A 26201-nucleotide genomic window follows, 5' to 3' on the forward strand; every position below is an offset into this window, starting at 1 on the left:
GCGCGTCACTCTAACCGTGCCCGCACATGGATCCCGCCGGCACAGGTGACCGCGAGGATGCCCGCGGCGACCGCCACGAGATAGCCGGTGCCGGCATCGGTCCGGTCGATGACCTGTCCCACCAGCGCAGAACCCGCGGCGACACCGACGCCGAGACCCGCGACCGTCCATGTGATGCTCTCGGTGAGCCGGTCGGGCGGCACGATCTGCTGCGTCAGCGACGTCGCCACGATCATGATGGGCGAGATCGCACATCCGGCAACGAAGTACAGCACCGTGAGCATCGGCACCGAACCGGCGAGCAGCAACGGGCACAGCAGGACGGCGAGAGTGCCGGTGGCGACGAACAACTGGCGGGTCGGGGCATTCGAGCCCACCCGGCTCCCGAAGACCAGGCCGCTCAACGCCGAACCCGTCGCGAACAGTGCGAGCGCGAAGGTGGCCGATCCCGGGGAGTCCTGTTCGGCCGTGAACGCGACGGCCGCGACGTCGATCACCCCGAAGACCACACCCATCGCGACCATCACCACGACGATGGACAGGAGGACGGGCATGCGCAGGATGTTCGTCCGCGCACGGCCGTCGGTGTTCGGTTGCACGGGAGGCTCCGTGCTGCGCAGCGCCGCGAGGGCGAGGGTGCCGACGAGCAGCAGGACCGCGCCGAGCAGCGGGCCGGCCTCGGGGAAGACTGCCACGCTCAGGCCCACCGACAGGACGGGGCCGACGATGAAGCACACCTCGTCGACCACCGCTTCGAGCGCGAAGGCGGTGCGCAGTCGCGGGGTGCCGCCGTAGAGCTGTGTCCACCGCGCCCGCACCATCGCGCCGATCGTGGGCATGAGTCCGGCCGGGATCCCGCAGACGAACAGCCACACCGTGGGCACCTCGAACCGGACGCCGGCGAGCATCGCGAGGGTGGCGACCGCACTGACGGCCGCGGCCGTGGGCAGGACCCGTCGCTGGCCGTACCGGTCGACCGCGCGGGAGACGAGCGGGGTGAGCACGGCGTACGACAGCGCGAACACCGCGGACAGTGCGCCGCCGACCGCGTAGTTCCCCTCGAGCTGGGAGAACATCGTGACGATGCCGATCCCGACCATCGCGATCGGCAGGCGCGCCACAAATCCCGCCAGGCAGAACGCGACTGCCCCCGGCGCTGCGAACAACTCGCGGTACGAGCCGCCCTTCTCTCCTGTCACGTACTTCTCGCGTTCTCTTCGGTCCGATCCGGTCCGGTCAACGTTATGGCCGACCGACCACGCGAGGTGCAGGTACCTCCCGACCTCCGGACGTCGCCGCCCGATTCCGCACGTTCCGTGACGGGAACGGCCATGCTGGGTACATCCGGGGAACGGACAGGACGGATCTACGGAACGGAGCAGGCATGGCGGTGCACGAACGACACGGGCGGCTCTCACCGAAGGAACTCTCACCGAGGAATCTGTGGACCCGCTACCGCGCGTCGGGAGCGGATCTGCCCTTCGGGAATCCTCTCGCCGCGCACGGCGTCGCGATGGAGGGTTACTTCTGGCGCTTCACCCAGCCCGGAACCGGCCGCGTCGTCATCGCCCTGTGCGGGGTCAACCGTGCGGACGACTCGGGAGGGCCCGGCTCGCACTGGGCGACCCTCGGCCTGGCCGCCCATCCCGGGGGTTTCCTGCGCACCGCCGCGCATCCGGTGGCCGCTGCCGATCCCGATCGGCTCGGCGCGTCGGCCGGCGACGTCTTCTGCGGCGACAGCGAACGCGTGTGGATGGATCTCGGTGACGACGCCCGTCTCGACATCCGGTTGTCGGATCTGCGGCCCTGGCCGCGACGCCGCTTCGGCGCGTCGAGTGTGTTCCATTCCGTCCCCGGTCTCAACCAGTACTGGCATTCCTGGCTGCTCGGCGGCCGGGTGGAAGGGCACGCGATCCTCGGCGACGAGAAGTGGGATCTGACCGGAGCCCAGGTCTACGGCGAGAAGAACTGGGGCAAGGGCGGTTTCCCCGAGTCGTGGTGGTGGGGGCAGGCGCAGGGATTCGCCGACCCGCAGGCGTGTGTGGCGTTCGCCGGCGGGCAGGTGCATTCGGGTCCGCTGCGCACGGAGGTCACGGCGGTCGTCGTCGCACTACCCGACGGGCGCATCGTGCGACTGGGCAATCCCGTCACATCCCCGGTCCGGGCGACGGTCACCGACGAGAGCTGGCACCTGCGCGGCCGCAATGCCCGCTGGAGCGTGGAGATCTCGGGAAGCTCACCCCTCGGAGCGGCGCACGTCCTTCCGGTCCCCCTGCCCGCGGAACGACGGAACGTCGCCGGTTCGATCGAACATCTCGGCGGTCGCATGACCGTGACGGTCCACGAACGCGGGAAACTGGTGTGGGCCGACGAATCGCGCTCGGCCGCACTCGAACACGGCGGGCTGGACCGGGCCCGGGCGGAACTCGACCGGCGGGGCGCCGCTGCGGACGCGACGGACGCCCCACCGAGCGTGTGAATCCGACGGGATCGCTCAGAGTTCGGTGCGCTTCATCGCTGCGATCGGATCCGAGTACAACGAGCTGAGCGAGACGACACCCGCGGCGTGGGCCTGCACCCGGTTGCCGAAGCCGGTGATGCGGATGTCCTTGCGCGGCAGGGCGGTCGACGCGGCGAACGCGCGGGCGACGTGCGGGACCGCGGCCGGGTACTCGGTGAAGGCCTGTCCGCCGAGGATCACGCGGTCGGGATTGAACAGGTCGCGCAGCATTCCGACGGTGCGGCCGAGCACGGTGGCCCGCTCGACGAGCAGACCGTGGGCGGCCTCGGAACCGTCCCGCGCGAGGCGGTAGAGCGACTGAATGGTGTCGTCGCAGTCGGCGAGGATGCCCTCGGCCACCGCGCGCTGCACGACCGCCCGATCGCTCACCGTCGCTTCGAGGCAACCCGTGCCGCCGCACGAGCACCGGGCCGACGAACCGGTGGGGAAATGCGTCACCGAACCCGGGCCGCCGGCAGGGGTGTGCACCTTGCCGTCGAAAGTGATTGCCACACCGGCCGTCTCGCGAACGTAGAAGTACAGGCCGGTGCCCTTGGCCTCGGGGGCGTCGCGATCGGGGGTGAGGAGCAGCTCGGAGGCGGCCATCGCCTCGACGTGCGCGGCCACCGAGACCGGAAGCCCCATACCGCCACCGACGATCGCGCCGACCCGGGCGTCGACCCAGCCGAGTCGCGGGTGCGTCACGACGGCGGTGTTCGAGTCCACCCGCCCGCCGAGTGCGACGCCGACCCACAACGGGGTGCGGCGGTGCCACCGCCCGGCGAAGGCCTTGGCGCTCGCGGTGATCGACGCGAGCGCGGCGTCCTGGTCGCCGGTCGGCGTGGGAACCTCGACGGCGCCGATGATGCGACCGCGCAGGTCGCCGGCGACGATGCCGGTGGTGACGGCACCGATGTGGATGCCGACCGTCAGGTACCGCTCGTGGTCGACCTCGACGGGAACGCGCGGCCGGCCGACGGCGCCGGGTTCGGTCAGGTCGGCGCGCTCACGCAGCAGACCTGCCGAGAGCAGGGCCGACACCTGACGATTGACGGTGGCGATGCTCGCACCGGTGACCTTGGCGATCACGTCGCGCGAGACGGGGCCGCGGTTGGCGGCGACACGGAAGACCGACGCCCCGGTGCCGTCGGCGATACGCAGGTCCGGCGGAACGATCCTGACCGGGCTCGACACACGGGAGGTGCGGGGACGGACGAGCGTCGCACGCGTGGATCCACGGACGGCGGAACCGGCGGCGCGACGAGGCGCGGACGACCGCGAGGGAAGGGAAACGGACGGCGAGAGAGTGGGAACCGACACGGCGCTGATCCTTGGCTGCTGATCCGGACGTGGTGACCGGAGAACGGGCGGGAGACGATCGACGCACCGAGACCCCGACGTGGAGAATACGATCGGAGACGTACCCGCACGACGAGGGGCGGGATCGGTGCGGAGTTACTTTCCGCAGCAGCGACAACAGAGTTCGCGCGCCAGAGGCAGCCGTGATCCCAGCGCGGCGGTCACATAGGTGACCCGCGGTGCGGAGGTGTGGCCGACTGACATGTCGATCAAACTATCGCCCGAACCGCGTCGTGTCCAATCCTCACCGACCCGGTGGGAAACCTTCCTGCACGTCCCCGCGTGCGTGCGCGGTCTCCGCCGACACCGGGGCGAGCAGCAACGCCTCCCACGCGTCGACGAGCGCGGCGAGTTCTGCCGTGGTGGGTGATTCGCCTGCACGGTGACACCGCGCCAGCGCACCGACGGTGCCGGAGTAGACCAACCGCAGACGCTGCCCGGCGATGTCGTCGGGCAACGGCCCGAGCAGGGTCCGTAGCGCGGTGTCGGACCGGCGGCCGCTCTCGGTTCCCGTCGGTCCGGTGACGCGGAAGCACTCGGCGAACCGGTCGTGGTTCGACAGCCGGTCGAGGAAGGCGACGTAGTGGTTGTTGCGGCCGAGTGTGCCGGCCAGGGGGCGGATGATCACCCACAGCAGGTCGCGGACCGAGAGGGTCTCCCGCGTCCGCAGCATCTCGGCGAGGAGCGCTTCCCGCTGGGAGTTCAGGGCGGGCAACCGGTGGGAGAAGACCGCCTCGAGCAGCCCCTCCTTGGTGCCGAAGTAATAACTGACCACCGACGAGTTGTGCTGTCCGGCGGCCTTGCGGATGTCGGCGAGGGTGACCCCGTCGTATCCACGGCGGGCGAAGAGCCGCTCGGCAGCTTCGACGAGCCGGATCCGGGTCTGTTCGCCCGAACTGTATCGACCGCGGATGGTGGTCATACGCCGCAGGGTAGCCGCACGGAGAGGACTTCGCAGGCCGGGACGTGCGGCGGCATCCGGTGCCCGACACTACGATTGCCCCCATGAGCATCTCTCCCGATTCCCGCGTCGCCGTCGTCACCGGAGCCTCCTCCGGAATCGGCGAGTCGACCGCCCGCACGCTCGCCGCACAGGGCTTCCACGTCGTGGTGGGCGCACGCCGACTCGACCGCCTGCAGAAGCTTGCCGATGAGATCGGCGGTACCGCGCTCGAGCTCGACGTCACCGACGAGGATTCGGTCGAGGCCTTCACCACGGTGCTGCCGCGGGTCGACGTGCTGGTCAACAACGCCGGTGGCGCCAAGGGCCTCGCGCCCGTGGCCGAGGCCGTCGAGGACGACTGGCGCTGGATGTGGGAGACCAACGTCATCGGCACCATGCGCATCACCAAGGCGCTGATCCCCAAGCTCATCGCCTCGGGCGACGGCCTGATCGTCACCATTACCTCGGTCGCGGCCTTCGAGGCCTACGACAACGGTGCCGGCTACACCTCGGCGAAGCACGCGCAGGCCGTGCTGCACCGCACGCTGCGCGGCGAACTGCTCGGACAGCCCGTCCGCCTCACCGAAGTCGCGCCGGGCGCGGTCGAGACCGAGTTCTCGCTGGTGCGCTTCGAGGGCGACAAGGATCGGGCCGACAAGGTGTACGAGGGCATCACCCCGCTCGTCGCCCAGGACATCGCCGACATCATCGGCTTCGTCGCGTCGCGGCCGTCGCATGTCAACCTCGACCAGATCATCGTCAAGCCGCGCGATCAGGCCAATGCCGGCCGGTTCCACCGCGTCACCGACTGACCCCGCCGCGGTGGTGGGCGCGGCGAGGCTGTCGCACCCACCACCGTCGGTACTGTCACGGGATATGCGCCAACGACGCCTCGCGCCCGGACCGCTGCTCGACGACGACGGGAAGCTCGCCGAAGCCGGCTGGAGCACCTCCGAGGTCCGCACCTACGACCGGCAGCGGGTCGCGGCGTCGCGGCTCCGCATCAAGGAGTGGGACTACTACTGTGTTCTTTCCGACGGGGCGGCGGACGGACCGTTCGGGATCGCGCTGACCGTCGCGGACAACGGTTACGTCGGACTCCTCGGAGTCAGCGTGCTCGACCTCGCGGGTCGCTCCGAGACCACCGAGAACGCCCTCGTCCCCTTCCCGCTCGGCCGGATGCGCCTGCCGCGCACCGCCGACGGCGGAGATGTCGTCGTCCATCACGGCGGACTCCGCATCGAGTACCACCACGAAGGAACGGCCCGGCGGCTGGTCGTCGACCATCCCCGTTTCGGCGGCGGGCGTGGACTGTCCGGCGAACTCGTGCTCACGCAGCCGGCGGACGACCGGATGGTGATCGCGACACCCTTCCCCCGCGCACCGAAGGCCTTCTACTACAACCAGAAGATCAACTGCCTGCCCGCGCAGGGCACGGTCACCGTGGGTGGGCGGGAGCTGGTCTTCGATCCCGCCACCGCGTTCGGGGTGTTCGACTGGGGTCGCGGGGTGTGGACCTACGACAACACCTGGTACTGGGGCTCGGCCTCGGGGATCCACGAGGGCGTGCGATTCGGGTTCAACATCGGCCACGGTTTCGGCGACACCACCGCGGCGAGCGAGAACATGCTCTTCCACGACGGTGTGGCACACAAGCTCGACCGCGTGCACTTCCATCTGCCCCGCGACACCTACGACGGGGCGCCGTGGCGGTTCACCAGCAACGACGAGCGGTTCGAGATGGAGTTCGAACCGATCCTCGACCGCGCGGCCGACGTGAACGCCCTGCTCGTGCGGTCCACGCAGCACCAGGTCTTCGGACGGTTCACCGGCAGCGTCGTGCTCGACGACGGCACCCGGCTCGAGATCGAGAACCTCCTCGGCTTCGCGGAGGAGGTCCGCAACCGCTGGTGACGGCCGGCCCGTCCGTCAGATCACGCAGTTCACGGTGACGGGTTCGGGATGCAGACGCACCCCGAAGGCGTCCTCGACGCCGTCGCGCACCGTCCGCGCCAGCGCCACGAGATCCGCGGCCGATGCCGCTCCCCTGTTGGTGAGCGCCAGCGTGTGCTTCGTCGACAACCGTGCCGGTGCGTCGGCCGCGGGGAAACCCTTCGCGAAACCGGCCCGCTCGATGAGCCATCCGGCCGACAGCTTGGTGCCGCCGTCCGCAGGGAACTGCGGAATGCGCACGTCCTCCCCCACCTTCGCGGCGATGGCCGCGAGCACCTGCGGCAATCGGTCGTCGGGGACGACGGGGTTCGTGAAGAACGATCCGGCGCTCCAGGTGTCAGGGTCGTCGGCGTCGAGCACCATCCCCTTGCTGCGGCGCAACGCGAGGACGTGCTCGCGGACCTGCGCCGCCGGTCGGCGTGCGCCCTCCTCTGCGCCCAGCGCGACCGCGAGCTCCCGGTATGCGAGGGGTGCGGACGAACCGTCGCTTCGCACGTCCAGTTCCACCTCGAGGACGACCGCCGCGTCGGTGTGCTTGAGGATGCTGGTCCGGTAGCCGAGACCGAGTGCCTCGGGGCCGACCCACGAGTCCTGTCCGGTGGCGCGGTCGAGCAGGCGGACGCGGCGCAGGATCGAGCCCACCTCGACGCCGTACGCCCCGACGTTCTGCACCGGCGTCGCTCCCGCGGAGCCCGGGATGCCCGACAGGCATTCGAGTCCGCCGAGGCCGGCGTCCACGGTGGTCGCGACGACGGCGTCCCATCCGGCTCCCGCGTCCACCCGGACGTGATCGTCGCGAAGGTCGACACCGGTGGTCGCGACACGCACCACGACGCCGTCGAAACCCTCGTCGCCGATGACGAGGTTGGAGCCGCCCGCGAGGAGCAGCAGCGGCACTTCCTGCTCGTCGAGCAGGCGCACGACCTCGATCAACGACGCGGTGGACGTGCATTCGACGAGATACCGGGCAGGGCCACCGAGCCGGAGGGTCGTGAATTCCGACAGCGACACCTGCTCGGACACCGTGGCTCCCGTTTCGACGAGCCGGGCCCTGGTACGTGGATCAAGCACCAGCAAACGGTAGCGTGCCCCGTATGGGCAGCCCTATCGACCACACTGCGAACTACTCGTCCCCGCCTGCTGCGGTCCACGCGGCGTTCGTCGATCCGCAGTACTGGCAGACCCGGCTGCGTGAGGTCGGTGGCCCAGGTGCGGCGGTCGAACGCGCCGACACCGGCGACGGCACGATCGAGCTCGACCTCCATCAGGCTATCCCGGCCGAGCACCTGCCGAGCATGGTCACGAGCCTCCGCCCGGGCGATCTCGTCATCCGGCGTCACGAATCGTGGGGCACGTTCGCCGACGGTCGCGCCGAGGGCAGGTTCTCGGCCCACGTCGACGGCATGCCCGGCGAGGTCACCGGCGGGATGACACTCATCGCCGACGGAGCGGGCTCGTCCGTCGTCATCGAGGGCACCGTCGAGGTGAAGATCCCGTTCCTCGGTTCCAAGATCGAGGGGATGATCGTCGAGCAGCTCGTCGAGCTGTTCGACGCGGAGCGCACCTTCACCGAGCAGTGGTTGAACGGGGATCACTCGTCCTGATCGCACCCCCGCGTCGTTCCTTCGTGGACGGTCGCGATTTCCGGGCAGGCGGTCCGGCGCGGTAACCTGGCCGGTCGTGGCACGGCGTATCGACTACTCGGCCCGCTTCCCTCATCCACCGGAGCGGGTGTACGAGGCTCTCGCCGACCCCGCCCACTGGGAAGCGCGGATGATCGAGATGCGCAAGTACTCGGAGAACCACGTCCGCGAGTTCACGGTCTCCCAATCGGGCATCGCGCTGGTGTTGCACCACGTCCTGCCGCGTTCCGACCTGCCGGAGATCGCCCGCACGGTGATCAAGAAGGACATGGTCATCACGCGCAAGGAGACCTACGGGCCGTTCTCCGACCGCGCGACCGGCACCTACCAGGCGTCGATCCCCGGCGGTCCGGGCAGCCTCACGGGCACGATGGAGCTCTTCGCCGACGACCACGGCGCTACGCTCCGCACCACCTCCGAGGCCAAGGTGCACATCCCGTTCGTCGGCGGCAAGCTCGAAGAACTCATCCTCACCAATCTCGTCGACGTGTTCCGCACCGAAGCGGCCATCACCGCCGACTGGCTCGCCGGTCGGTAGCGCGTGCGGAATCGAGGACCCGTCGGTGTCGTCACGCGCGGCACCACCGGCATCAACAGGCTGCGCCGCAGCGACCGCTGGGCGATGCACGACCCCCACATCACGAGGGCGTTGACGCACGCCACCGAGCCGCTGGTGGTCGATCTGGGTTACGGCGCCATGCCGGTGACGACCCTCGAACTCGCCGCGCGGCTGCGTCGGATCCGCAGCGATCTGCGTGTGGTCGGTCTCGAGATCGATCCGGACCGTGTGGTCCCGGGCCGCGACGGTGTCGAGTTCGCCCGGGGCGGTTTCGAGCTCGCGGGCCTGCGCCCGACCCTGGTCCGGGCCTTCAACGTGCTCCGGCAGTATCCGGAGGAGGCGGTCGAACCGGCGTGGGCGCACCTGCGTTCCGGTCTCGCTCCCGGCGGCCTGCTCATCGACGGCACGTGTGACGAGCTGGGCCGGCGCTGCGCCTGGGTGCTCCTCGACGAGCACGGTCCCCGTTCACTGACCCTGGCGTGGAGCCCGTTCCACGTGGAGAGACCGTCCGACGTCGCCGAACGGCTGCCGAAGGCACTGATCCACCGGAACGTCCCGGGCGAGCCGATCCACACGCTGCTCCGCGCGGCCGACCGGGCGTGGGCGACGAGTGCTCCGCACGCGGCGTTCGGGCCGCGGATCCGATGGAAGGCGGCACTCGAGTTGCTGCGGGACCAGGGCTTCCCGGTGTCCCCGCCCCGCCGTCGTCTGCGCGACTGCGTGCTGACGGTGCCGTGGGACGCGGTCGCACCCGCCGATGCACCTGTCGTGTCCGAGCTCCTGGCGGTCTGAGACCGTCCACCCGAGCTCGTCCCGGTCGTTCAGCCCGCGGCGAGGAGTGCCAGCTCGATCCGGTCGGCCACCGCGGCCGGCTGGTTCGCCACCGCGGCGTGCAACCGGTCGGAGTCGACCCGGCCGAGCGCGATCGCGTCGCCGACGAGCTCGTCGAGCACTTCCTGGGACACGCCACCGGCCGCGAGGTCGACCGCGGTGCGGGCGGGTGTGGTGATTCGGAAGGCCCCGACGACCTCGCAGTCCTCCTCCGCCAGCGTCCGGTGATGCAGCGCGAGCCGGTTGCTCGGCACGGTGCGCTGGTCGGGGGTGGACAGGTGCAGGAAGCGGGGCTGCAGGTGACCCATGCCGTGCAGGTCGGCGGCGCTCTGGTGCGAGACGACCGCTTCCCCCTCGTACCAGGTGCACCACTGGGCGAATTCGTCGAACTTCGTCCGTGGGCTGTCGCTGAGGCGGAACAGTTCGGTCTCGACGCGGATCCACAGTCCCGCCTCGATGCGTTCCGCGAAGTCGTGAGCTGCTATTCCGTGACCGACGGCCTGGCGTGCGGTGAAGAACCCGGCTTGCGTGGCGGCGAGGCGCCGCAGCGAGTCGTCGGCATCGGCCCGCCCGGTTGCGTCGTAACCTGAATCCGTCCACCCTGTCATGGCGCCCAGCGTAGCCGACGAATGTGGTACACCTCACATATTTTCCTCATCCTGTGGCCGTGTGCTCAGTCGATCCTCAGCGTCGTCCGGAAGAATCGGCGACCATGACGCAACGGAAGCGCAACCGCACCGTCACGATCGCCGTCGTTCTCGTCGCGGCGCTGGTCGCAGTCCTGGTAGGTGCGGAGGTCTACGTCCGCAACCGCGCGACGACCTGCCTCGCCCAGTCCTTCGAGAGCGAGCTCGGCACGGGGGTCGACGTCGACCTGAGCTGGAAGCCGGTGCTGCTGCAGCTGCTCGACCGGCAGGTTCCCTCGGTCGCCCTCGACAGCGACGACACCGCCTTCGGTCCGGCCCAGCAGATGCAGGTGCACGCCGAGGTCAACGACGTCGACCTTCGCGACTCCGCCGAGGGTGCCGGCACCATCGGCAGCTCGAGTGCCGACGTCTCGTGGCCCACCTCCGGGATCCTCGCGACCGTGCAGAGCCAGTCGGTCGGCGGCCTCGTCACCGATGTCACGGCCGACGAGAACGCGGGCACCCTGACGTTCACGGTCGGCGGCCAGGGTCTCGCGGAGTTCACCGCGCGACCTGTGGTGAACGGCGGTGTGGTGACGGTCGAGACGACCGACGCGACGATCCTCGGCATCGGGCTCCCGACGGCCCTCGTCGACGGCGTCGTGGAGATCTTGACCTCGGGTCTGCAGCAGTACCCGCTGGGTATGCAGGCCACCGAGGTGAACGTCACCGACAGCGGCATCGATCTCCGCCTCGAGGGTGGCCGTTTCGTGCTGCCGGAAGCCCCGCAGGGACAGCAGCAACAGCAGGAGGGCAGCTGCGGCCTCCTGTCGTAACCGAGGAGAGACCGTCGTGAGCTGTCGTCAGCTCTGCAGACCGTCCAGCACCGCGCGGCTGCCGGACAGTCCGAGTCGCGTCGCTCCGGCCTCGATCATTGCGACCGCGTCCTCGGCGGTGCGGATGCCGCCGCTCGCCTTGATGCCGAGCTTGCCGCCCACCGTCTCCGCCATGAGCGTGACCGCGTGGGTAGTGGCGCCACCCGCGGGATGGAAACCGGTGGAGGTCTTCACGAAGTTCGCGCCGGCCTTCTCCGCGGCGCGGCACACCTCGACGATCGCCTCGTCGGAGAGCACGGCGGATTCGATGATGACCTTGAGGACCGGGTCGAAACCGATCGCTTCGCGCACGGTGAGGATGTCGGCGAGGACGGCGTTGTAGTCGCCGGCCACCGCTGCGCCCACGTCGATCACCATGTCGATCTCGCGTGCGCCCTCGTCGACGGCGAGTCGCGCCTCGGCGCCCTTGATGAGCGAATGATGCTTGCCGGAAGGGAAACCGACGACCGTCGCGACCGTGACCCCCTCGGCCCGCAGGGGCAGCATCGACGGCGACACGCACACCGCGTACACGCCGAGTTCGACGGCTTCGTCGACGAGGGCCCGCACGTCCTGCGAGGACGCTTCGGGTTTGAGGAGGGTGTGGTCGATCATCGACGCGACCTGCGCGCGGGTCAACGTGGTTCCGGACATGACTGCAGCTTTCCACACGGCGAGATCCGACGGCCGTGCTCGGCATGCTTCGCCCCGTGCCGGGTAGCCGATCCCCATGGAAATCCTGGTGATCGCGCTTCTCGTTGCAGTCGTGGCCGTCGTGGTGGTCCGGAGGAACAGCAGACGGCAATAATTCGATACCGCCGCACCGCTTCGGCCACGACAATGATCGCGTGCTGATCCGTCGAGAACTCCCCGCCGACGTCCGTGCGACCGCCGACGTGCATCGCGCCGCCTTCGCGCCGTTCGCCCAGGAAGGTCGCGAGCCGGTCGAACCCGGCCTGGTCGCGTCGTTGCGGGCGAGCGACGCATGGCTGCCGTCGTTGTCGCTCGTGGCCGAGGACGCCTCGGGCGCGATCGTCGGCCATGTCGTCGCCACCCGGGGTCACGTCGGCGCCACCCCTGCCCTGGGCCTCGGTCCACTCGGTGTCCGTCCCGATTCCCAGCGCTCCGGCGTGGGCTCCGCTCTCATGCACGCCGTGCTCGGTGCGGCGGATGCCCTGGACGAGTCGATCGTGCTCCTGCTCGGACATCCCGACTACTACCCCCGCTTCGGTTTCGTGCCCGCCGCCGAACTCGGGATCTCCCCCGACGTCGAGGAGTGGGCGTCCCACTTCCAGGCACGGGCGCTCACGGCACACGACCCCGAGCTGCGGGGCACCTTCCGGTACGCCGAGCCGTTCTACGTCCTCGAGGAGCAGGCATGAACGACGATCCCGAGAACCCCTGGGCCGATTCCGCCGAGACCGCACGCACCTTCGACGCGGCGAGCGGGGATTTCGACGAGCTGACCCCGACGGTGTGGGGACCGGCCGGGCAGGCGCTGGTCTTCCAGCTCGGCGTCGCCCCCGGCGAGGCGGTGCTCGACGCGTGTTGCGGAACGGGATCGTCCGCGCTTCCCGCCGCCGCAGCCGTCGGACCCGAAGGTCTCGTCCACGGCGTCGACGTCGCCGACGAGATGCTCGAACACGGCCGCCTGACCGCGGAACGCCGCGGCCTGAAGAACATCGAATTCGTCTGTGCGGACGCCTCGCAGTGGGAGGCGCCGTCGGACGTACCCGACGCCGGCTACGACGTGCTGTCGATCTCCTACGGGGTGTTCTTCCTCCCGGACATGGACCGCACCTTCTGGCGTCTGGTCTCACTCGTGCGGCAGGGCGGACGCGCCGGAGTGACGGTCTGGCGACGCGGGGCGATGGAGGAGTTCTCGTCGATCGTGTTCGACGTCGCGTCCCGCTACTCCCCCGAACTGCGCGAGCGCGGCGCCCTGCGCGACCGCACACCACTGCACCGGATCGACACGCCGGACACACTCGAGGCGTGGCTCGCGGACGCCGGAACCGATTCCGTGGAGGTCCGCACCCTGTCGAATCTCCTTCCGGCGACGGACGAGTTGTGCTGGTCGCTGGTGACGGGCACCGGTCTGCGCGCGGTGCTGACCGGGCTCGACTCCGGGCAGGTGGCGTCGGTGCGGCAGCAGATCGCCGAGGAGGTCACCGCACGCGGACTGCACACGATCGACGCGACCACTCTCGTCGCCACGGGTACGGTTCGACGTCCTCCGGCCTCGGGCTGACGACCGGAGGCAGGGTCTACCGGGAGCAGGGCCGACCGGAAGTAGGACGCCGTGTGTCACCTGAGACAATCGGGGCATGACGCTCGCCTCATCCGCCGACGATCGACGTTACGTTCTGACCCTGGGCTGCCCGGACACCACCGGGATCGTCGCCCGCATCGCGACCTTCCTCGCGGAGGTCGGTGGTTCGATCGTCGAAGCGGCCTACCACGCCGATCAGGACACCGGTTGGTTCTTCACCCGGCAGGCCGTTCGGGCGTCGTCGATCCCGTTCGGCCTCGACGAGCTGCGCGAGAAGTTCGCGAGCGTCGCCGCCGACATCGGCCCGCAGACCGAATGGACGCTCTCCGACACCGGCAAGCGCAAGCGCGTCGTGCTGCTCGTCAGCAAGGAAGGGCACTGCCTGCACGACATCCTCGGACGCGTCGCCGCAGGGGAACTCGACGCCGAGATCTGCGCGGTCATCGGCAACCATCGCGATCTCGAACCGGTCGCGCAGCGACACGGCATCACCTTCCATTACGTGTCGTTCCCGAAGGATCCCGCCGAGCGCGGACCGGCCTTCGAGCAGGTCCGCAAGCTCGTCGACGCCCACGACCCGCACGCGGTGGTCCTCGCCCGGTTCATGCAGGTGCTCCCGGAGGAGCTGTGCGAGCACTGGGCCGGCCGCGCGATCAACATCCACCACAGCTTCCTGCCGTCGTTCATCGGCGCACGGCCGTACCACCAGGCCTTCACGCGCGGCGTGAAGCTCATCGGCGCGACCTGCCACTACGTCACGGCCGAACTCGACGCGGGCCCGATCATCGAACAGGACGTCATCCGCGTCAGTCACAGCGACAGCGTCAGCGACATGGTCCGTCAGGGCCGTGACGTCGAGAAGCTGGTCCTCTCGCGCGGTCTGCGCTGGCATCTCGAGGATCGGGTGCTGGTGCACGACAGCAAGACCGTCGTCTTCCGGTAGATCCCCAGCGGTAGATCCTCGGAGCCGAAACCGGTCCACCCGCGAGCGGATGGACCGGTCTTTCGTGCGTGAGTGATCGGCTCAGCCGACGTGCGTGCGAGTGATCGGCTCAGCCGACGGGCACACCGGCTCGTTCGACAAGGTGCGCGAGCTCCTCGTCGAACCGGTCGATTGCTTCGACCGAGCTCATGTGGCCGATGCCGTCGAGCACCACGAGACGTTCGAGGTTGCCCGCACGGTCGAGTTCCTCGGCGAGACGCCGGGCGTGGACGGGCGGGGTGAGACGGTCGGCGGTGCCGACCAGCACTGTCGTCGGCACGGTGAGATTGCGCAGGCCCTCACGGATGTCGAGGGCACTCAGGGCCCTGCCCCAGCCGCCCCGCGTGCGCGGCGGGCAGCCGAGCACGATCTTCTCGCAGAACTGCACCTCCGCGGCGCTCGCGCCGGGCGACAGGGCCACGTAGCGCAGGGCCCACGTCGTCACCGGGGACGCAGCCAGCGGAACCGTCGCACCCATGAGCCGGCTCGCGACGGGCACCGGCACACGCGGGAAGCGTTGCGGCAGTGGCACGATCGCCGAGTCCGCGACCAGCCGGTCGGTGCCGGTGCTCGCGAGCAGCACGCCCGCGACCGTGCGGTCGACGTTCTCCGGGTACTTCTCGGCCCACGCGATGATGCTCATCCCGCCCATGCTGTGACCGGTGAGCACGGCCTTCGAACCGGGCCGGACCACGACGTCGAGGACCGTCTGGAGATCGTCGGCAAGCACGTCGGCTCCCAGCGGCCGCGCCCCGGCCTCGCTGTCGCCGTGCCCGCGCTGGTCGTAGACCACCACCCGGTAGTTCTCCGCGAACGCGTTGATCTGCGGGGTCCAGTACGCGGCGTTGCACGTCCAGCCGTGGCAGAACACCAGCACGGGAGCGTCCGCGTCGCCGTAGGCGAGCACGTTCAGCCGGGCACCGTCCTCTGCGCGGACGTCGAGGATCTCGGGTTCGAGTTCCGGTTCGCGCAGCAGCTCGTGCGGCGCGACGTCCTCGGTACGGACAACCGTCCGACGACGCCGCCGGACGAGCACGGCAGTGGTGGCCGCGGCAGCGAGGACGATCGAACCCGCGACGATCGACGCGGTCGGGGACGGCTTTCTCACGGGTGGGATTCTCCTGTCGGTTCGGTGGAGCAGCGCGACGTCACAGAACGTGCGCGCGACGCAGAAGCAGAGTGGACGGACCACCGATCAGTCCCACCTCGTCGAGGAACTCGACCGTGCGGCGAGTGCCCTGGCGGAGCTTGTCGTGGTAGTGCCTGTTCTCCCGCGCGGCCTTCTTCGCTTCGGCGATGTCGAGTCCGGCCGCGGCGTAGACCTGGTCGTTCACGAGGCTGGTGACGACGAAGTACGCGCTCACCCCGAGGTGGATCCGGATCCATGCCCGCTCGAGACGACCGAGTCGGGCCGAGCGCCTGCGTGTCTCCTCACGGGCGTAGCGGATGTGCCGCGACTCCTCCACGACGTGGACGTGGCTCACCGTCCGGGTGATGGGCTGCACCCGCTCGTCGCGCATGAAGTCGCGCTGCATCATGTCGAGGATCTCCTCGGCGAACAGGGTGCCGCCGTAGGCGAGGGCGCCGCGCGCGACGGCCTTGAACAACCGGCCGGTCTCGCGGATCCAACGCTTGGGCCGGTAGGAGGGGATGCCGTATCGCTGCGCCGACCGCGCGAACATGATCGAGTGCCGGCATTCGTCGGCGATCTCGGTGAGCCCGAACTGCACGTAGGGGGTCGCCGGATCGTGCCGGTAGAGATCGCGGACGAGCATCTGCATGAGGATCATCTCGAACCAGATCCCGGTGCCGGCGATGCTCGCGGCCTCGTGCTTGGTGAGGGTGATGCGTTGGTCCTCCGACATGCGTTCCCACAGGTCGGTCCCGTAGAGACTGCACCATTCCGGGGTCATGCCGTACTTGCCGTCCACGAGCGGCGCGTCCCAGTCGATCTCGAGCCCGGGATCGTAGGAGAGCCGTGCCGACGAATCGAGCAGGCGTTGCGCGGTTTCCTGCCGGTGATCCGTGGAATGTTCACCCGGCAGGCTGTCGTGCTTTCGCAGGAGCGTCATCGCCGACCACCTCGTCTCGGAAATTATCCGTTACCCGAAGTGTCATTATCTGGATCACACTTGTCAAGCGAAAGGGAGGCCCCCCGCCCTACCACCGAGGACGACGGACCTCCCTGATCACCACCGCGGAGCTCGGACCCCGCAGTCATCACCGCGGAGCTCGGACCCCGCAGTCATCACCGCGGAGCTCGGACTCCGCAGTCATCACCGCGGAGCTCGGACTCCGCAGTCATCACCGCGAAGCGGTCACCACCGAGGGCGCTGGACCTCCTCGACCCGCGGACGGACGTCCACGAGGTACACGCACACCGCGACAACCGCGATGATCCCGAGCAGACCCACCGCGCCGAAGACGACGAGGACGAGCAGCGCGGCCACGAGGATGCCGAGCCAGACGGGCTTGGTCAGCTTGTCGACGGCCGGAAACGCCTCGGCGGGCTGACGCACGACGTGGAACAACGCGAATCCCGCCCCGGCGATGGCGATGATCTGCAGCGCGAGGATGATCAGACCGGCAAGTGAATCGACATTCGTCACCACACCAGTCTACGAGAATCGGCCCCCGTACGAGTTCGCACGAGGGCCGATCGATCACTGCAGGTCAGGAGCCGCTGGTCTTGCGCGGCGCCGCCTTCTTGGCAGGGGCCTTCTTGGCCGGAGCCTTCGCCGGAGTCTTGGCGGCGGTCTTGGCCGGAGCCTTCGCGGCGGGCGTCTTGGCAACCGTCTTGGCCGGCATCTTCGCGGGGGTCTTGGCGGGAGCCTTCTTGGCCGGAGCCTCGGCCGGGGTGACCTCGACCGGCTCGACCGGGGTGGCCACCGACTCGACCTTCTCCGCAGCCTTGTCGGCCGCCTCGCGGACCTCGCCGCGGGCCGACTCGACCCGTCCGGCGGTCTCGGAGCCCGTCTCCTCGGCACGCTCACCGAGCTCGACGACGCGCTCGGCGGCCTTGTCGCCGGCGTCGGACACGGCCTCGCTCACCTCGTCGCTCGTCTCGGAGATGCGGCCGGCTGCGCGACCCGCGAGCTTCGCGGCCTGCTCACCGACCTCGCGGGTCCGGCGGGCCACCGTCCCGAGGGCTTCCTCGGTGAGGTCGGCAGCGTCGCCGAGCACGGCTTCGGCGCGACCGAGGCCGTCCTCGAGGGCCGGCTGGGAGCGCAGACGCTCGATGGTCTCCTCACCGCGCTCGGCAAGTGCGGTGTAAAGGTCGGAGGCGACCTTCAGGTACGCCTCGGCGACCTTGCGCAGCTCCTCGGCGCTGAAGCGCTCGCGCAGCTCCGCGATCTCCTCGGGCAGCTCGGCCGGGAGTTCGGCGAGACGCTCGCGGAGGGACTCGACGGTCTCGGTGAGATCGGCGGGCAGGGTCGCGAAGCGGTCGCGGGCGGTCTCGACCCGCTCGGCCACCTCGTTGCGGTTGGTCTCCGCACGTCGGCGCGCCTGGGCCACGAGGTCGGCGACGGCCTGGACGACGGCGTCGCCGGCACCGACCGCGGCGTAGAGGGAGGTACGGATGCTGGTGGGATCGGTCATGAAGATTTCTCCTCGTCGAAGTCTGTCGGATGGTCGGGCCGGGCATCGCCGGTGTTCTGCTGGTTCTCCCGGCAGAACGAGTCGTAGATGTCGAGCAGGACCTGCTTCTGCCGCTCGGTGAGAACGGTGTCGACGAGCACCGCGTCGCGCACGGCGCTCTCCGCTCGGTGCTCGAGGATCCCCGCTCGCACGTAGAGAACCTCGGCCGAGAGCCGCAACCCCTTGGCGATCTGGGCGAGCACTTCCGCGGACGGCTTGCGCAGGCCCCGTTCGATCTGGCTCAGGTACGGGTTGCTGACACCGGCCAGTTGCGACAACTGCCGGAGCGAGACCTGTGCAGCCTCGCGCTGCGACCGGATGAAGGCACCGATGTCCTGGGCGGCGTTGTTGACCACCCGAGCGGCGATATCCCCCGGTCCGGCGCTGTCGCCCGGCGTGTCCGAGCCCTCGATCGGATCTGGTTCCGTGGACACACCGACCACTCTACGGACAAGTGCTAGCTACAGCAAGCACCTTGCTAGCACGTGACCGTCGTCACGCGAACAGCAACTCCGAGACCGTGTAGATCGTCAACCCGGCGAGTGAGCCGACCACCGTGCCGTTGATGCGAATGAACTGCAGGTCGCGACCCACGGCGAGTTCGATCTTGCGGCTGGCCTCCTCGGCGTCCCAGCGCTCGACGGTCTCGCGGATGACGGAGGTGATCTCGTCGGCGTAGTTGGACGCGACGAAGCGCACCGCGTCGAGCAGCCAGCCGTCGATCTTGGTGCGCAGCTCGGCGTCCTCACGCACCCGGATGCCGAACGCCATGACGTTCTCCGCGATCTTCGTGCGCAGGGTGCTGTTCGGGTCGTCCACCGAGTCGAGGATCATCCGCTTGGCCGTCCGCCAGGTCGCCGCGGCAAGGCCGGTGATCTCGTCGCGGCCCATGATCTCGGCCTTGACCTTCTCCGCCTTGGCAATGGTCACGGGATCGTTCTGCAGGTCGCGGGCATAGTCGGCGAGGAACTTGTTGACCGCGAGGCGTACCTCGTGGTCGGGATTCGACCGCACCTTCCATGTGAACTCCACGAGTTCGCGGTGGATCTTCTCACCGAGCAGCAGGTCGACGAACTTCGGTGACCACGACGGCGAGTCGCGGCTGATCACGCGGTCGATGGTCTCCTGGCTCCCGAGCGCCCACTGGTGCGCGCGTTCGGCGAGCATGTCGACGAGCGGCAGGTGGCGGTTCTCGGCGAGGAGTTCGGTGAGGACACGCCCGATGGGCGGTCCCCATTCCGGTTCGGCGATCCGCTTGACGATGGTGTGGTCGATGATCTGCTGGATGTCGTCCTCGCGCAGGATTCCGACCACGCCGCGCAGGACCGTCGACGTCTCCTTGGCCACACGCTGGGCGTTCTCGGGTTCGGCGAGCCAGGTACCGACCCGCAGCGGGATCTGCGCCGACTCGACCTTGGCCGACACCACCTCGGGTGCGAGGAAGTTGTTGCCGACGAACGAGCTCAGGTTGGCGCCGAGCTGGTCCTTCTTCCGCTTGATGATCGCCGTGTGCGGGATGGGTATCCGTAGTGGGTGCCGGAACAGGGCGGTCACGGCGAACCAGTCGGCGAGCGCGCCGACCATGCCGGCCTCGGAGGCCGCGCGCACGTAACCCACCCATGCGCCGGCGCCGCGGGTTTCCTGCCAGCGGCAGAAGAGATAGATGATCGCGGCGGCGACGAGGAAGCCGGTCGCGACCGCCTTCATACGGCGGAGTTCTCGGCGTTTGATCTCGTCGTCGGTCGTCAGGAGCTGCACCCGATCGATTGTGCCGAAAGTCGGCACTCGACGGACGGATCGCCCTCGAGTTCTGAAGGACGGGGGGCCGGATCGTAGACTGAGCCGACGATCGAAACCGAACGGATGTGCCACACAGTGTCCAGCAGACCGCAGACGACTTCGACCCCGACCTCGAGCGAGGCCGCCCCGCCCGTGAAGCAGGACGGCCGCAAACGGCGCTGGCACGAGCACAAGATCGCCCGCCGGGAAGAGCTCGTGGACGGCACCCTCAACGCGATCCGCTCCCGCGGCCACGAGATCGGCATGGACGAGATCGCCGCCGAGATCGGCGTGTCGAAGACGGTGCTCTACCGCTACTTCACCGACAAGAGCGACCTGACGACCGCGACGATGCTGCGGTACGTCGAGACGGTCCTCGCTCCCCGGATCTACGCGGCGGTCGCGGAGGATCTCGACGAGTACGAGCTCACCCGGGAGGCGATCACCGCCTACGTCGAGACCGTCGCCGACGATCCCGAGGTCTATCTGTACGTGATGAGCAACAGCGCGTCGGCGGGACGCGACGTGGTAGCCGATTCGGAGCGGATGATCGCCGAGCTCGTCGCTACCGTCCTCGGGGAACGGCTGCGGCTGCTCGAGATGGATTCGGGCGGCGCCGTGCCGTGGGCGTACGGAATCGTCGGCGGCATCCAGCTCGCGACGCACTGGTGGATCTCGAACAAGTCGATGACCACCGAGGACCTCATCGACTACCTGACGATGATGATCTGGGGGGGCATGACCGGCATCGCCGGAGTCGCCGGATCCCCGGTGCGCTTCAAGTCGCAGCCGCATCCACTCCTGCCGGAGTCGTCGGCCACCTCTTGATCGACACCTTTACTGTTACTCGAAGTTGCACGTATAGTGCGGGCATGAGCGACCCCGCCGACGACCTGCACGACGAGGACGACCCCGGCTACCGCGGTCCCGCCGAGGTCACCGTAGGCAACCGCACGGTCGCCGTCGACGTCGAGATCTCCGGACGGTTCGACCCCCTGCTCGGCCGGCACGTGTGGCGCGGCCGGCTCCGCAGGCTCGCCGAGACCCTCGGAGCAGACGCCTCGCCCGCCCCCGGCACCACCGTGACGATCACGGTGCCCGACGCCCCCGAGGCCGCGACCGCCCGCATCTCGGAGGTCGACCTGTGGGGCAGCCACATGGTCGACGGCGTCTCGCGTCCGCCCTACCCTCTGCCGACCGAGTCCGAGACCGACGGTGTCGATCCCGTCTGATCACCGCTGCGTGTGGCACACGCTCGATCGCCACTGCGTGTGGCACACGCCCGATCACGACTGCGTGTGACACGCTGGCGGGATGACGAAGGACGACGTCTTCCGGCCCGCATCGATCGTCGAAGCCCTCCGGGCGACGCCCGAGACCCGCGTCGCCGACATCGACACGAACGGCACTCCGGGATTCGACGGCGACAAAGCGCTCGGCGAACGCCTGCTCGCCGAACGTGGTGCCGTCCTCTCCGACCTGCAGGAGATGCTGTTCGCCGAGGGGCGGACCGGCGGCACCCGCTCGGTGTTGCTGATCCTGCAGGGCATGGACACCGCCGGGAAGGGCGGCATGGTGCGTCACGTCGTCGGCCACGTCGACCCGCAGGGCGTCGATCACAGGGCCTTCGGGGTGCCCACGGAGGAGGAGAAGCGGCACCACTTCCTGTGGCGGATCGCGAAGGCCCTCCCCCGCAACGGCCAGCTCGGTGTCTTCGACCGATCGCACTACGAGGATGTGCTGGTCGCCCGGGTGAGATCACTGGTGCCCGAGAGTGTCTGGCGCGGACGCTACGACGAGATCAACAGGTTCGAGAGCGAAGTCGTCCGCGAGGGCACGACCATCGTGAAGGTCGCGATGTTCGTCTCGCTGGACGAGCAGAAGAAGCGCCTCGCCGAGCGCCTCGAGCGCCGCGACAAGCACTGGAAGTACGACCCGAGCGATGTCTCGGAGCGCGCTCTGTGGCCGCAGTACCAGCAGGCCTATCAGGACATGCTGGATCGGACCAGCACCGACGAGGCGCCCTGGTACGTCGTACCGTGCGACCGCAAGTGGTACGGCCGCCTCGCGGTGACGGAACTGCTCATCGACGCGTTCGAACGCCTCGACCTCGACTGGCCGGAGCCGACTTTCGACATCGAAACGGAGAAGCGCCGACTCGCAGAGTCGTGATGTCACCGACTCGCAGAGTCGTGATGTCACCGACTCGCAGAGTCGTGAGTCACCGACTCGCGTCGGGTACCACCCTCAGAACAGGTGCGGGGTGTCGTAGTGCCGTCTGTGGTCTCGACGCACGGTTCCGGCGACCATGCCGAACGCCGCTCCGAGCGCGACGACTGCCGCGATTGCCGCGACCATCGCCCAGCCCGTGAATCCGTACCCTACGGCGACGATCGTCAGCGCGATCATCAGGACCGAGGTGAGTGCGAGCGCATAGGCGCTCCAGGCTACGAACAGATTGAGTTTCACGACCGGCCTCCTCGGACGAGGTGTGTCCCTCTCGATGCCGACGGTACCTGCAGGTGATGCACATCACAACCGGCCGGTGACGTCCTTCAGTACCTCGTAGCGGACGACGGCGAACTCCCCGCTCTGCCCGAGCTCGGTGAGGCGCATCTCCACGTGCCGCGGGAGCAGCGGACGGCCGGAACCGATGGTCACCGGTGCGAACGAGACGACGAGCTCGTCGAGCAGACCGCGCTCGGCGAACTGTCCGGCGAGATCACCGCCGCCCACCATCCACAGATCGCGGCCGTTCGCGGCCTCGGCCATCTCGTCGTAGACCTGACGGACGTCCTTCTGCGTGAAGCGGATGTCGCCGGGTTCGTCGCCCGCCCGGGCGACGGGCAGGTCGTCGCGATGCGTGAACACCCAGCAGGGCAGGTCGTACTCCCACTTGTCCTTGCCTGCATGGTCGAGCACCCAGCGGTAGGTGGACGATCCCATGGCGATGGCGCCGATACCGGCGATGAACTTCTCGTAGTCGAACGGCCCGCCGTCGCCGGAGTCCCGGGTGAGCAGCCAGTCGAGCGAATGATCCTCGGTGGCGAGGAAGCCGTCCAGTGTACTTGCGGTGTAGTAGATCATCCGGGTCATGAGCTGCTCCTGTTCCAGTCGAGTGGATCTCCGTGATCGACGTCGAGGCCGGCCGCCCGCATCATGTGCCGCGCGAGTTGACGGCGGTGTGCGGCGAAGGTGAGGACGTGGGCGACCACTCCTCCGAGGACGAAGCTCTCGGGAGGGTCGCACAGGGCGTCGATGAGCACGTCACCCCAGGCGCCACGGCGATGGATGTCGCGGATCGTCTCCACCCAGCGCGGAGCGACGTCCTCGAAACGCGCTGTCAGAGACTCGATCCCGCCGCCCGCATCCTCGGGATGGTCGGCGCCGGCCATCGAGGCCAACCACACCTCCTTGGCACGTACCAGGTTGCCGAGCACACGTGAGACGGATTCCTCGGGACCGTCCCATTCGAGGACCACCAGGCCGGGGAACCGGATCCGGTCGCGCTCGTCGTCGTCGAGTTCGGTGGCGCGCTCGAGGAGATAGCGGGTGTCCGCGAGATCGTGCTGCACCATCTGCGCGAGGACCTCGGCTGCCGGGTAGGCGGGCGCGGTGGGCCGTCGCCCGTCCTCCTCGACCCAGAGATTGGTGGGCGGATGGAAGTGAACGCCGTTGGGGGCGGGCAACCAGTGGTCGACGGGCGCGGGCGCCCAGCGGTCGACGGGCGCAGGCGCCCGGTGGTCGACAGATGCAGGCATCCCGTTGCCACGGCCGCCGGTGCCGAGCACCCGGGCGGCCGCGCTGGGTGGATATCCGTAGGCGCGGGCGAAGGCACGTCCGAAGCCTTCGACGCTGTCGTAACCGGCGGCGAACGCGGCATCGGTGACCGAACTGCCGTGACGCAGTTGCCAGGCGGCGCGTTCGAGCATGACCCGGCGCCGTAACGCGACCGGCGATTCGCCGGTGCCCACCGCGAAGGTGCGGCTGAAGTGCCACTGCGACGCGTAGGCGTGCTGCGCCATCCGTTCGAGGGTCGCGTTGTTCTCGTCGAGAACGGCGTCGAGCAGTTCCCGGAGTCGGTCACGGCCGAAGGTCATGCATTCAGTGTCGCGCGCAGACCCCGGCCGCCGCCCGACCGTTCTTGCTCTCCTGGCTCACCCGGTCAGCCGGGCATGGTCTCGCCACCGAGCGGGGCGAGCACTTCACCGCTGTAGTACGAGGACATCGTCTCCGATGCGAAGAAGACGTACGACGGGGCGATCTCGTCGGGTTGCGCGGCGCGGCCGAAGGGCGCCTGCTGTCCGAACTCGGAGACCTTCTCTGCGTCCATGGTCGCCGGGATCAACGGGGTCCACACCGGTCCGGGCGCCACGCAGTTCACGCGGATCTGCCTGTCCTGCAGCGCCTGCGCGAGTGAGTAGGTCAGGGCGATCACCGCGCCCTTTGTCGCCGAGTAGTCGATGAGCGTCTTGTTGCCGCGCAGACCGTTGACCGATGCGGTGTTGATGACGGAACCGCCCGGCGTCAGGTGCGGCAGGGCCGCCTTCGTCACGTGGAAGAAGCTGTCGATGTTCACGGCGAAGGTGTGGCGCCACTGCTCCTCGCTCAACTCGGCGAAATCGTCGACGGGCTGCTGGGTGCCGGCATTGTTGACGAGGATGTCGAGGCCACCGAGTTGCTCGACCGTCTCGGCCACCACCGCCCGGCAGTGCTGCGCGTCGCCGAGGTCGCCCGCGATCACGTGGCATGTGCGGCCCTCGCGTCGCACGAGGTCGGCGGTGTGTTCGGCGTCGCGGTGTTCCTCGAGGTACGCGATCGCGACGTCGGCACCCTCCTTCGCGAAGGCGACGGCGACCGCCCGTCCGATGCCGGAGTCACCGCCTGTGACGAGGGCCTTTCGGCCGGACAGCAACCCGCGGCCGACGTAATCGCGCATCTCGTCGGCGGGGCGCTCGGCCATCTCGTCGGTCTCACCCGGATAGTCGATGGTGTGTGGTTCTCGTTCGCGGTCCTCGCTCATGGCCGCCGGATACCCACAGGCTGCACCGATATTCACGCCCGTTTCCCCGGTCCGCACGGACCGGAAGGTCGTTTCTGCACCGACCGACGGGTCGTTTCTGCACTGCTTCGAGGGGGTAACCCCGGCATATGGCTCATGAGACCCGGATGTGCGACGTGCACGACGCTCCGCTTCCCACGCCCCGCGGCCCCATCTCCGCCGAGATCGTCGAGCGACTCGGCCGCCCGGTGGAGAATGCCGTGTGGGACGTCGCGACCGACGGCGCGGATGCCTACGGCGAGGACGTCCAACTCGCTCTGGCCGTTCTCTACGAGCTCCACTACCGCGGGTTCGCGGGCGTCGACCCGGCCTGGGAATGGGCACCGGGCCCGCTCGGGGTCCGGGCGCGCCTCGAGCGCATCTTTCTCGATCGGCTGCGCGCCGACGTCCCGGCTTCCGACGATCCGCAGGGTGTCCTCGAGGACCTGTGCCGCGAGCCGGACGACTCGTGGGGTGTCTCCCACGAGCTCGCCGCGAACGGCACGTGGGAGATGATGCGCGAGTTCTTCGTCCATCGCTCGATCTACCACCTCAAGGAAGCGGACCCGCACGCCCTCGCGATCCCTCGACTGTCCGGTCGCGCCAAGGCCGCACTGGTCGCTGTCGAGTTCGACGAGTACGGCGGAGGTCGGGCCGAGCGTATGCACTCGCGGTTGTTCGCCGACCTGTTGCTCGCCGCCGGCCTGAAGGACGACTATCTGGGCTATCTCGACGTCGTTCCCGCCGTCACCCTCGCAACGGTGAACTTCATGTCGTTGTGCGGTCTGCACCGCGCGTATACGCCGATGCTGGTCGGGATGTTCGCCGCGGCCGAGATCACCACCGCCCCCAGCGCCCGCCGCATGGTCGAGGCTCTCGAACGTCTGGGCGCCGACGACGCGTGCGTCCTCTTCTACTCCGAGCACATCGAGGCCGACGCCGTCCACGAGCTCGTCCTGCGGCACGACGTGGTGGGTTACATGATCGAACAGGATCCGGCTCGGGCGCAGGACATCTCGTTCGGTGCGCAGGCCATCGAGTTCCTCGAGGGCCGGCTCGGAAGTCATCTGCTGGGCAGCTGGGCCGCCGGTCGCAGCTCGCTCCTCACGTCGGCGGAGGCACCGGCCTGACGCTCGGGTACTAGACAGCGAGTGGAGCCCCGGGACAGTGCGTCCCGGGGCTCCACTCGTCGGTGCCGG

Annotated in this window: 30 protein-coding genes; 14 read left to right on the top strand and 16 right to left on the bottom strand. The window is 69.0% G+C overall.

All coding sequences use genetic code 11. The features are described 5' to 3' along the window. Window positions 1-5 precede the first annotated feature (5 nt). Window positions 6-1199 carry an MFS transporter gene (locus LPH33_RS18660; protein ID WP_229565362.1) on the bottom strand — a complete coding sequence of 398 codons (1194 nt, stop codon included), beginning with the start codon at window positions 1197-1199 and terminating at the stop codon, window positions 6-8. 185 nt (window positions 1200-1384) lie between these two features. On the opposite strand from LPH33_RS18660, the gene LPH33_RS18665 reads away from it, so the two are divergent. After that, the gene (locus LPH33_RS18665; protein ID WP_229565364.1) at window positions 1385-2479 is read left to right on the top strand and encodes a tocopherol cyclase family protein; all 1095 of its coding nucleotides are present in this window, start codon (window positions 1385-1387) and stop codon (window positions 2477-2479) included. A 15-nt stretch (window positions 2480-2494) separates the two neighbouring features. On the opposite strand, the gene LPH33_RS18670 is transcribed toward LPH33_RS18665, so the two are convergent. Both LPH33_RS18670 and LPH33_RS18675 read right to left on the bottom strand, forming a co-directional pair. Next, window positions 2495-3820: an ROK family protein gene (locus LPH33_RS18670; RefSeq protein ID WP_420714449.1), complete on the bottom strand. Its 1326-nt coding sequence runs from the start codon at window positions 3818-3820 to the stop codon at window positions 2495-2497. A gap of 283 nt (window positions 3821-4103) precedes the next feature. Next, window positions 4104-4781 (bottom strand): TetR/AcrR family transcriptional regulator, encoded by a 678-nt coding sequence (locus LPH33_RS18675; protein WP_229565365.1) that lies wholly within the window; start codon window positions 4779-4781, stop codon window positions 4104-4106. A gap of 83 nt (window positions 4782-4864) precedes the next feature. On the opposite strand from LPH33_RS18675, the gene LPH33_RS18680 reads away from it, so the two are divergent. Together LPH33_RS18680 and LPH33_RS18685 are read left to right on the top strand one after the other, a co-directional pair. Further along, entirely contained in the window at window positions 4865-5614 is a 750-nt protein-coding gene (locus LPH33_RS18680) for an SDR family NAD(P)-dependent oxidoreductase (protein WP_229565367.1), read from the top strand. 64 nt (window positions 5615-5678) lie between these two features. Beyond that, window positions 5679-6716 (top strand): DUF2804 domain-containing protein, encoded by a 1038-nt coding sequence (locus LPH33_RS18685; RefSeq protein ID WP_229565369.1) that lies wholly within the window; start codon window positions 5679-5681, stop codon window positions 6714-6716. A 15-nt stretch (window positions 6717-6731) separates the two neighbouring features. Here the strand turns inward: LPH33_RS18685 and LPH33_RS18690 are convergent, their stop codons facing one another. Next, complete coding sequence (locus LPH33_RS18690) at window positions 6732-7826, bottom strand: UDP-N-acetylmuramate dehydrogenase (RefSeq protein ID WP_081314374.1); 1095 nt, start codon at window positions 7824-7826, stop codon at window positions 6732-6734. 23 nt (window positions 7827-7849) lie between these two features. On the opposite strand from LPH33_RS18690, the gene LPH33_RS18695 reads away from it, so the two are divergent. The 3 genes from LPH33_RS18695 (at window position 7850) to LPH33_RS18705 (ending at window position 9749) form a co-directional block, all read left to right on the top strand. Then, entirely contained in the window at window positions 7850-8359 is a 510-nt protein-coding gene (locus tag LPH33_RS18695; RefSeq protein WP_229565370.1) for a DUF2505 domain-containing protein, read from the top strand. Window positions 8360-8435: 76 nt separating this feature from the next. Then, a complete protein-coding gene (locus LPH33_RS18700) occupies window positions 8436-8936 on the top strand; it encodes a DUF2505 domain-containing protein (RefSeq protein WP_060650662.1) in 501 nt (166 codons plus the stop codon). 3 nt (window positions 8937-8939) lie between these two features. Further along, window positions 8940-9749, top strand: coding sequence for a class I SAM-dependent methyltransferase (locus LPH33_RS18705; RefSeq protein WP_229565372.1), 810 nt, complete (start codon window positions 8940-8942; stop codon window positions 9747-9749). A 29-nt stretch (window positions 9750-9778) separates the two neighbouring features. Here the strand turns inward: LPH33_RS18705 and LPH33_RS18710 are convergent, their stop codons facing one another. Beyond that, a complete protein-coding gene (locus LPH33_RS18710) occupies window positions 9779-10396 on the bottom strand; it encodes a type IV toxin-antitoxin system AbiEi family antitoxin domain-containing protein (protein ID WP_060650660.1) in 618 nt (205 codons plus the stop codon). Between the two features lie 104 nt (window positions 10397-10500). On the opposite strand from LPH33_RS18710, the gene LPH33_RS18715 reads away from it, so the two are divergent. Next, window positions 10501-11250 carry a DUF2993 domain-containing protein gene (locus tag LPH33_RS18715; protein WP_229565374.1) on the top strand — a complete coding sequence of 250 codons (750 nt, stop codon included), beginning with the start codon at window positions 10501-10503 and terminating at the stop codon, window positions 11248-11250. A 27-nt stretch (window positions 11251-11277) separates the two neighbouring features. Here LPH33_RS18715 and deoC read toward each other — a convergent pair whose 3' ends face one another. Next, the gene (gene deoC, locus LPH33_RS18720; RefSeq protein ID WP_229565376.1) at window positions 11278-11943 is read right to left on the bottom strand and encodes a deoxyribose-phosphate aldolase; all 666 of its coding nucleotides are present in this window, start codon (window positions 11941-11943) and stop codon (window positions 11278-11280) included. A 194-nt stretch (window positions 11944-12137) separates the two neighbouring features. Here deoC and LPH33_RS18725 point away from each other — a divergent pair, with 194 nt between their 5' ends. The 3 genes from LPH33_RS18725 to purU all read left to right on the top strand — a co-directional run bounded on the left by LPH33_RS18725 (window position 12138) and on the right by purU (window position 14504). Next, on the top strand, window positions 12138-12671 hold the full coding sequence (locus LPH33_RS18725) for a GNAT family N-acetyltransferase (RefSeq protein WP_193902489.1): 534 nt from the start codon (window positions 12138-12140) through the stop codon (window positions 12669-12671). Further along, entirely contained in the window at window positions 12668-13540 is an 873-nt protein-coding gene (locus LPH33_RS18730) for a class I SAM-dependent methyltransferase (protein WP_229565378.1), read from the top strand. The genes LPH33_RS18725 and LPH33_RS18730 overlap by 4 nt, the downstream gene beginning before the upstream one ends. A gap of 76 nt (window positions 13541-13616) precedes the next feature. Continuing rightward, the gene (gene purU / locus LPH33_RS18735; RefSeq protein ID WP_006552379.1) at window positions 13617-14504 is read left to right on the top strand and encodes a formyltetrahydrofolate deformylase; all 888 of its coding nucleotides are present in this window, start codon (window positions 13617-13619) and stop codon (window positions 14502-14504) included. 109 nt (window positions 14505-14613) lie between these two features. Here the strand turns inward: purU and LPH33_RS18740 are convergent, their stop codons facing one another. From LPH33_RS18740 to LPH33_RS18765, 6 genes are all read right to left on the bottom strand, one after another. Further along, the gene (locus tag LPH33_RS18740) at window positions 14614-15651 is read right to left on the bottom strand and encodes an alpha/beta fold hydrolase (RefSeq protein WP_229565380.1); all 1038 of its coding nucleotides are present in this window, start codon (window positions 15649-15651) and stop codon (window positions 14614-14616) included. 40 nt (window positions 15652-15691) lie between these two features. Next, window positions 15692-16615, bottom strand: a complete 924-nt coding sequence (locus LPH33_RS18745; protein ID WP_060650655.1) for an AurF N-oxygenase family protein — start codon at window positions 16613-16615, stop codon at window positions 15692-15694. A gap of 246 nt (window positions 16616-16861) precedes the next feature. After that, window positions 16862-17152 carry a DUF2516 family protein gene (locus LPH33_RS18750; protein ID WP_024101750.1) on the bottom strand — a complete coding sequence of 97 codons (291 nt, stop codon included), beginning with the start codon at window positions 17150-17152 and terminating at the stop codon, window positions 16862-16864. 64 nt (window positions 17153-17216) lie between these two features. Further along, a complete protein-coding gene (locus tag LPH33_RS18755; RefSeq protein WP_060650654.1) occupies window positions 17217-18143 on the bottom strand; it encodes a hypothetical protein in 927 nt (308 codons plus the stop codon). After that, complete coding sequence (locus LPH33_RS18760; protein WP_420714450.1) at window positions 18140-18616, bottom strand: helix-turn-helix domain-containing protein; 477 nt, start codon at window positions 18614-18616, stop codon at window positions 18140-18142. The genes LPH33_RS18755 and LPH33_RS18760 overlap by 4 nt, the downstream gene beginning before the upstream one ends. A gap of 61 nt (window positions 18617-18677) precedes the next feature. Beyond that, on the bottom strand, window positions 18678-19889 hold the full coding sequence (locus LPH33_RS18765; protein WP_404817805.1) for a DUF445 domain-containing protein: 1212 nt from the start codon (window positions 19887-19889) through the stop codon (window positions 18678-18680). Window positions 19890-20045: 156 nt separating this feature from the next. On the opposite strand from LPH33_RS18765, the gene LPH33_RS18770 reads away from it, so the two are divergent. The 3 genes from LPH33_RS18770 (at window position 20046) to LPH33_RS18780 (ending at window position 22133) form a co-directional block, all read left to right on the top strand. Further along, window positions 20046-20789: a TetR/AcrR family transcriptional regulator gene (locus LPH33_RS18770; protein WP_229565382.1), complete on the top strand. Its 744-nt coding sequence runs from the start codon at window positions 20046-20048 to the stop codon at window positions 20787-20789. 44 nt (window positions 20790-20833) lie between these two features. Next, the gene (locus LPH33_RS18775) at window positions 20834-21193 is read left to right on the top strand and encodes a DUF4873 domain-containing protein (RefSeq protein WP_229565383.1); all 360 of its coding nucleotides are present in this window, start codon (window positions 20834-20836) and stop codon (window positions 21191-21193) included. Window positions 21194-21275: 82 nt separating this feature from the next. After that, window positions 21276-22133, top strand: a complete 858-nt coding sequence (locus LPH33_RS18780; protein WP_060650650.1) for a polyphosphate kinase 2 family protein — start codon at window positions 21276-21278, stop codon at window positions 22131-22133. A 75-nt stretch (window positions 22134-22208) separates the two neighbouring features. Here the strand turns inward: LPH33_RS18780 and LPH33_RS18785 are convergent, their stop codons facing one another. The 4 genes from LPH33_RS18785 to LPH33_RS18800 all read right to left on the bottom strand — a co-directional run bounded on the left by LPH33_RS18785 (window position 22209) and on the right by LPH33_RS18800 (window position 24984). Beyond that, window positions 22209-22430, bottom strand: a complete 222-nt coding sequence (locus LPH33_RS18785) for a hypothetical protein (protein ID WP_060650649.1) — start codon at window positions 22428-22430, stop codon at window positions 22209-22211. Window positions 22431-22493: 63 nt separating this feature from the next. Beyond that, a complete protein-coding gene (locus LPH33_RS18790; RefSeq protein WP_229565385.1) occupies window positions 22494-23057 on the bottom strand; it encodes a dihydrofolate reductase family protein in 564 nt (187 codons plus the stop codon). Beyond that, complete coding sequence (locus tag LPH33_RS18795; RefSeq protein WP_229565387.1) at window positions 23054-24061, bottom strand: helix-turn-helix transcriptional regulator; 1008 nt, start codon at window positions 24059-24061, stop codon at window positions 23054-23056. The genes LPH33_RS18790 and LPH33_RS18795 overlap by 4 nt, the downstream gene beginning before the upstream one ends. 65 nt (window positions 24062-24126) lie before the next feature. Beyond that, window positions 24127-24984 (bottom strand): SDR family oxidoreductase, encoded by an 858-nt coding sequence (locus tag LPH33_RS18800; RefSeq protein WP_024101755.1) that lies wholly within the window; start codon window positions 24982-24984, stop codon window positions 24127-24129. Between the two features lie 128 nt (window positions 24985-25112). On the opposite strand from LPH33_RS18800, the gene LPH33_RS18805 reads away from it, so the two are divergent. Continuing rightward, entirely contained in the window at window positions 25113-26132 is a 1020-nt protein-coding gene (locus tag LPH33_RS18805) for an iron-containing redox enzyme family protein (protein WP_229565389.1), read from the top strand. The last annotated feature ends 69 nt before the right edge of the window (window positions 26133-26201 follow it).

Source organism: Rhodococcus sp. RDE2 (genome assembly GCF_020885655.1).
Classification (GTDB): Bacteria; Actinomycetota; Actinomycetes; order Mycobacteriales; family Mycobacteriaceae; genus Rhodococcus; species Rhodococcus pyridinivorans.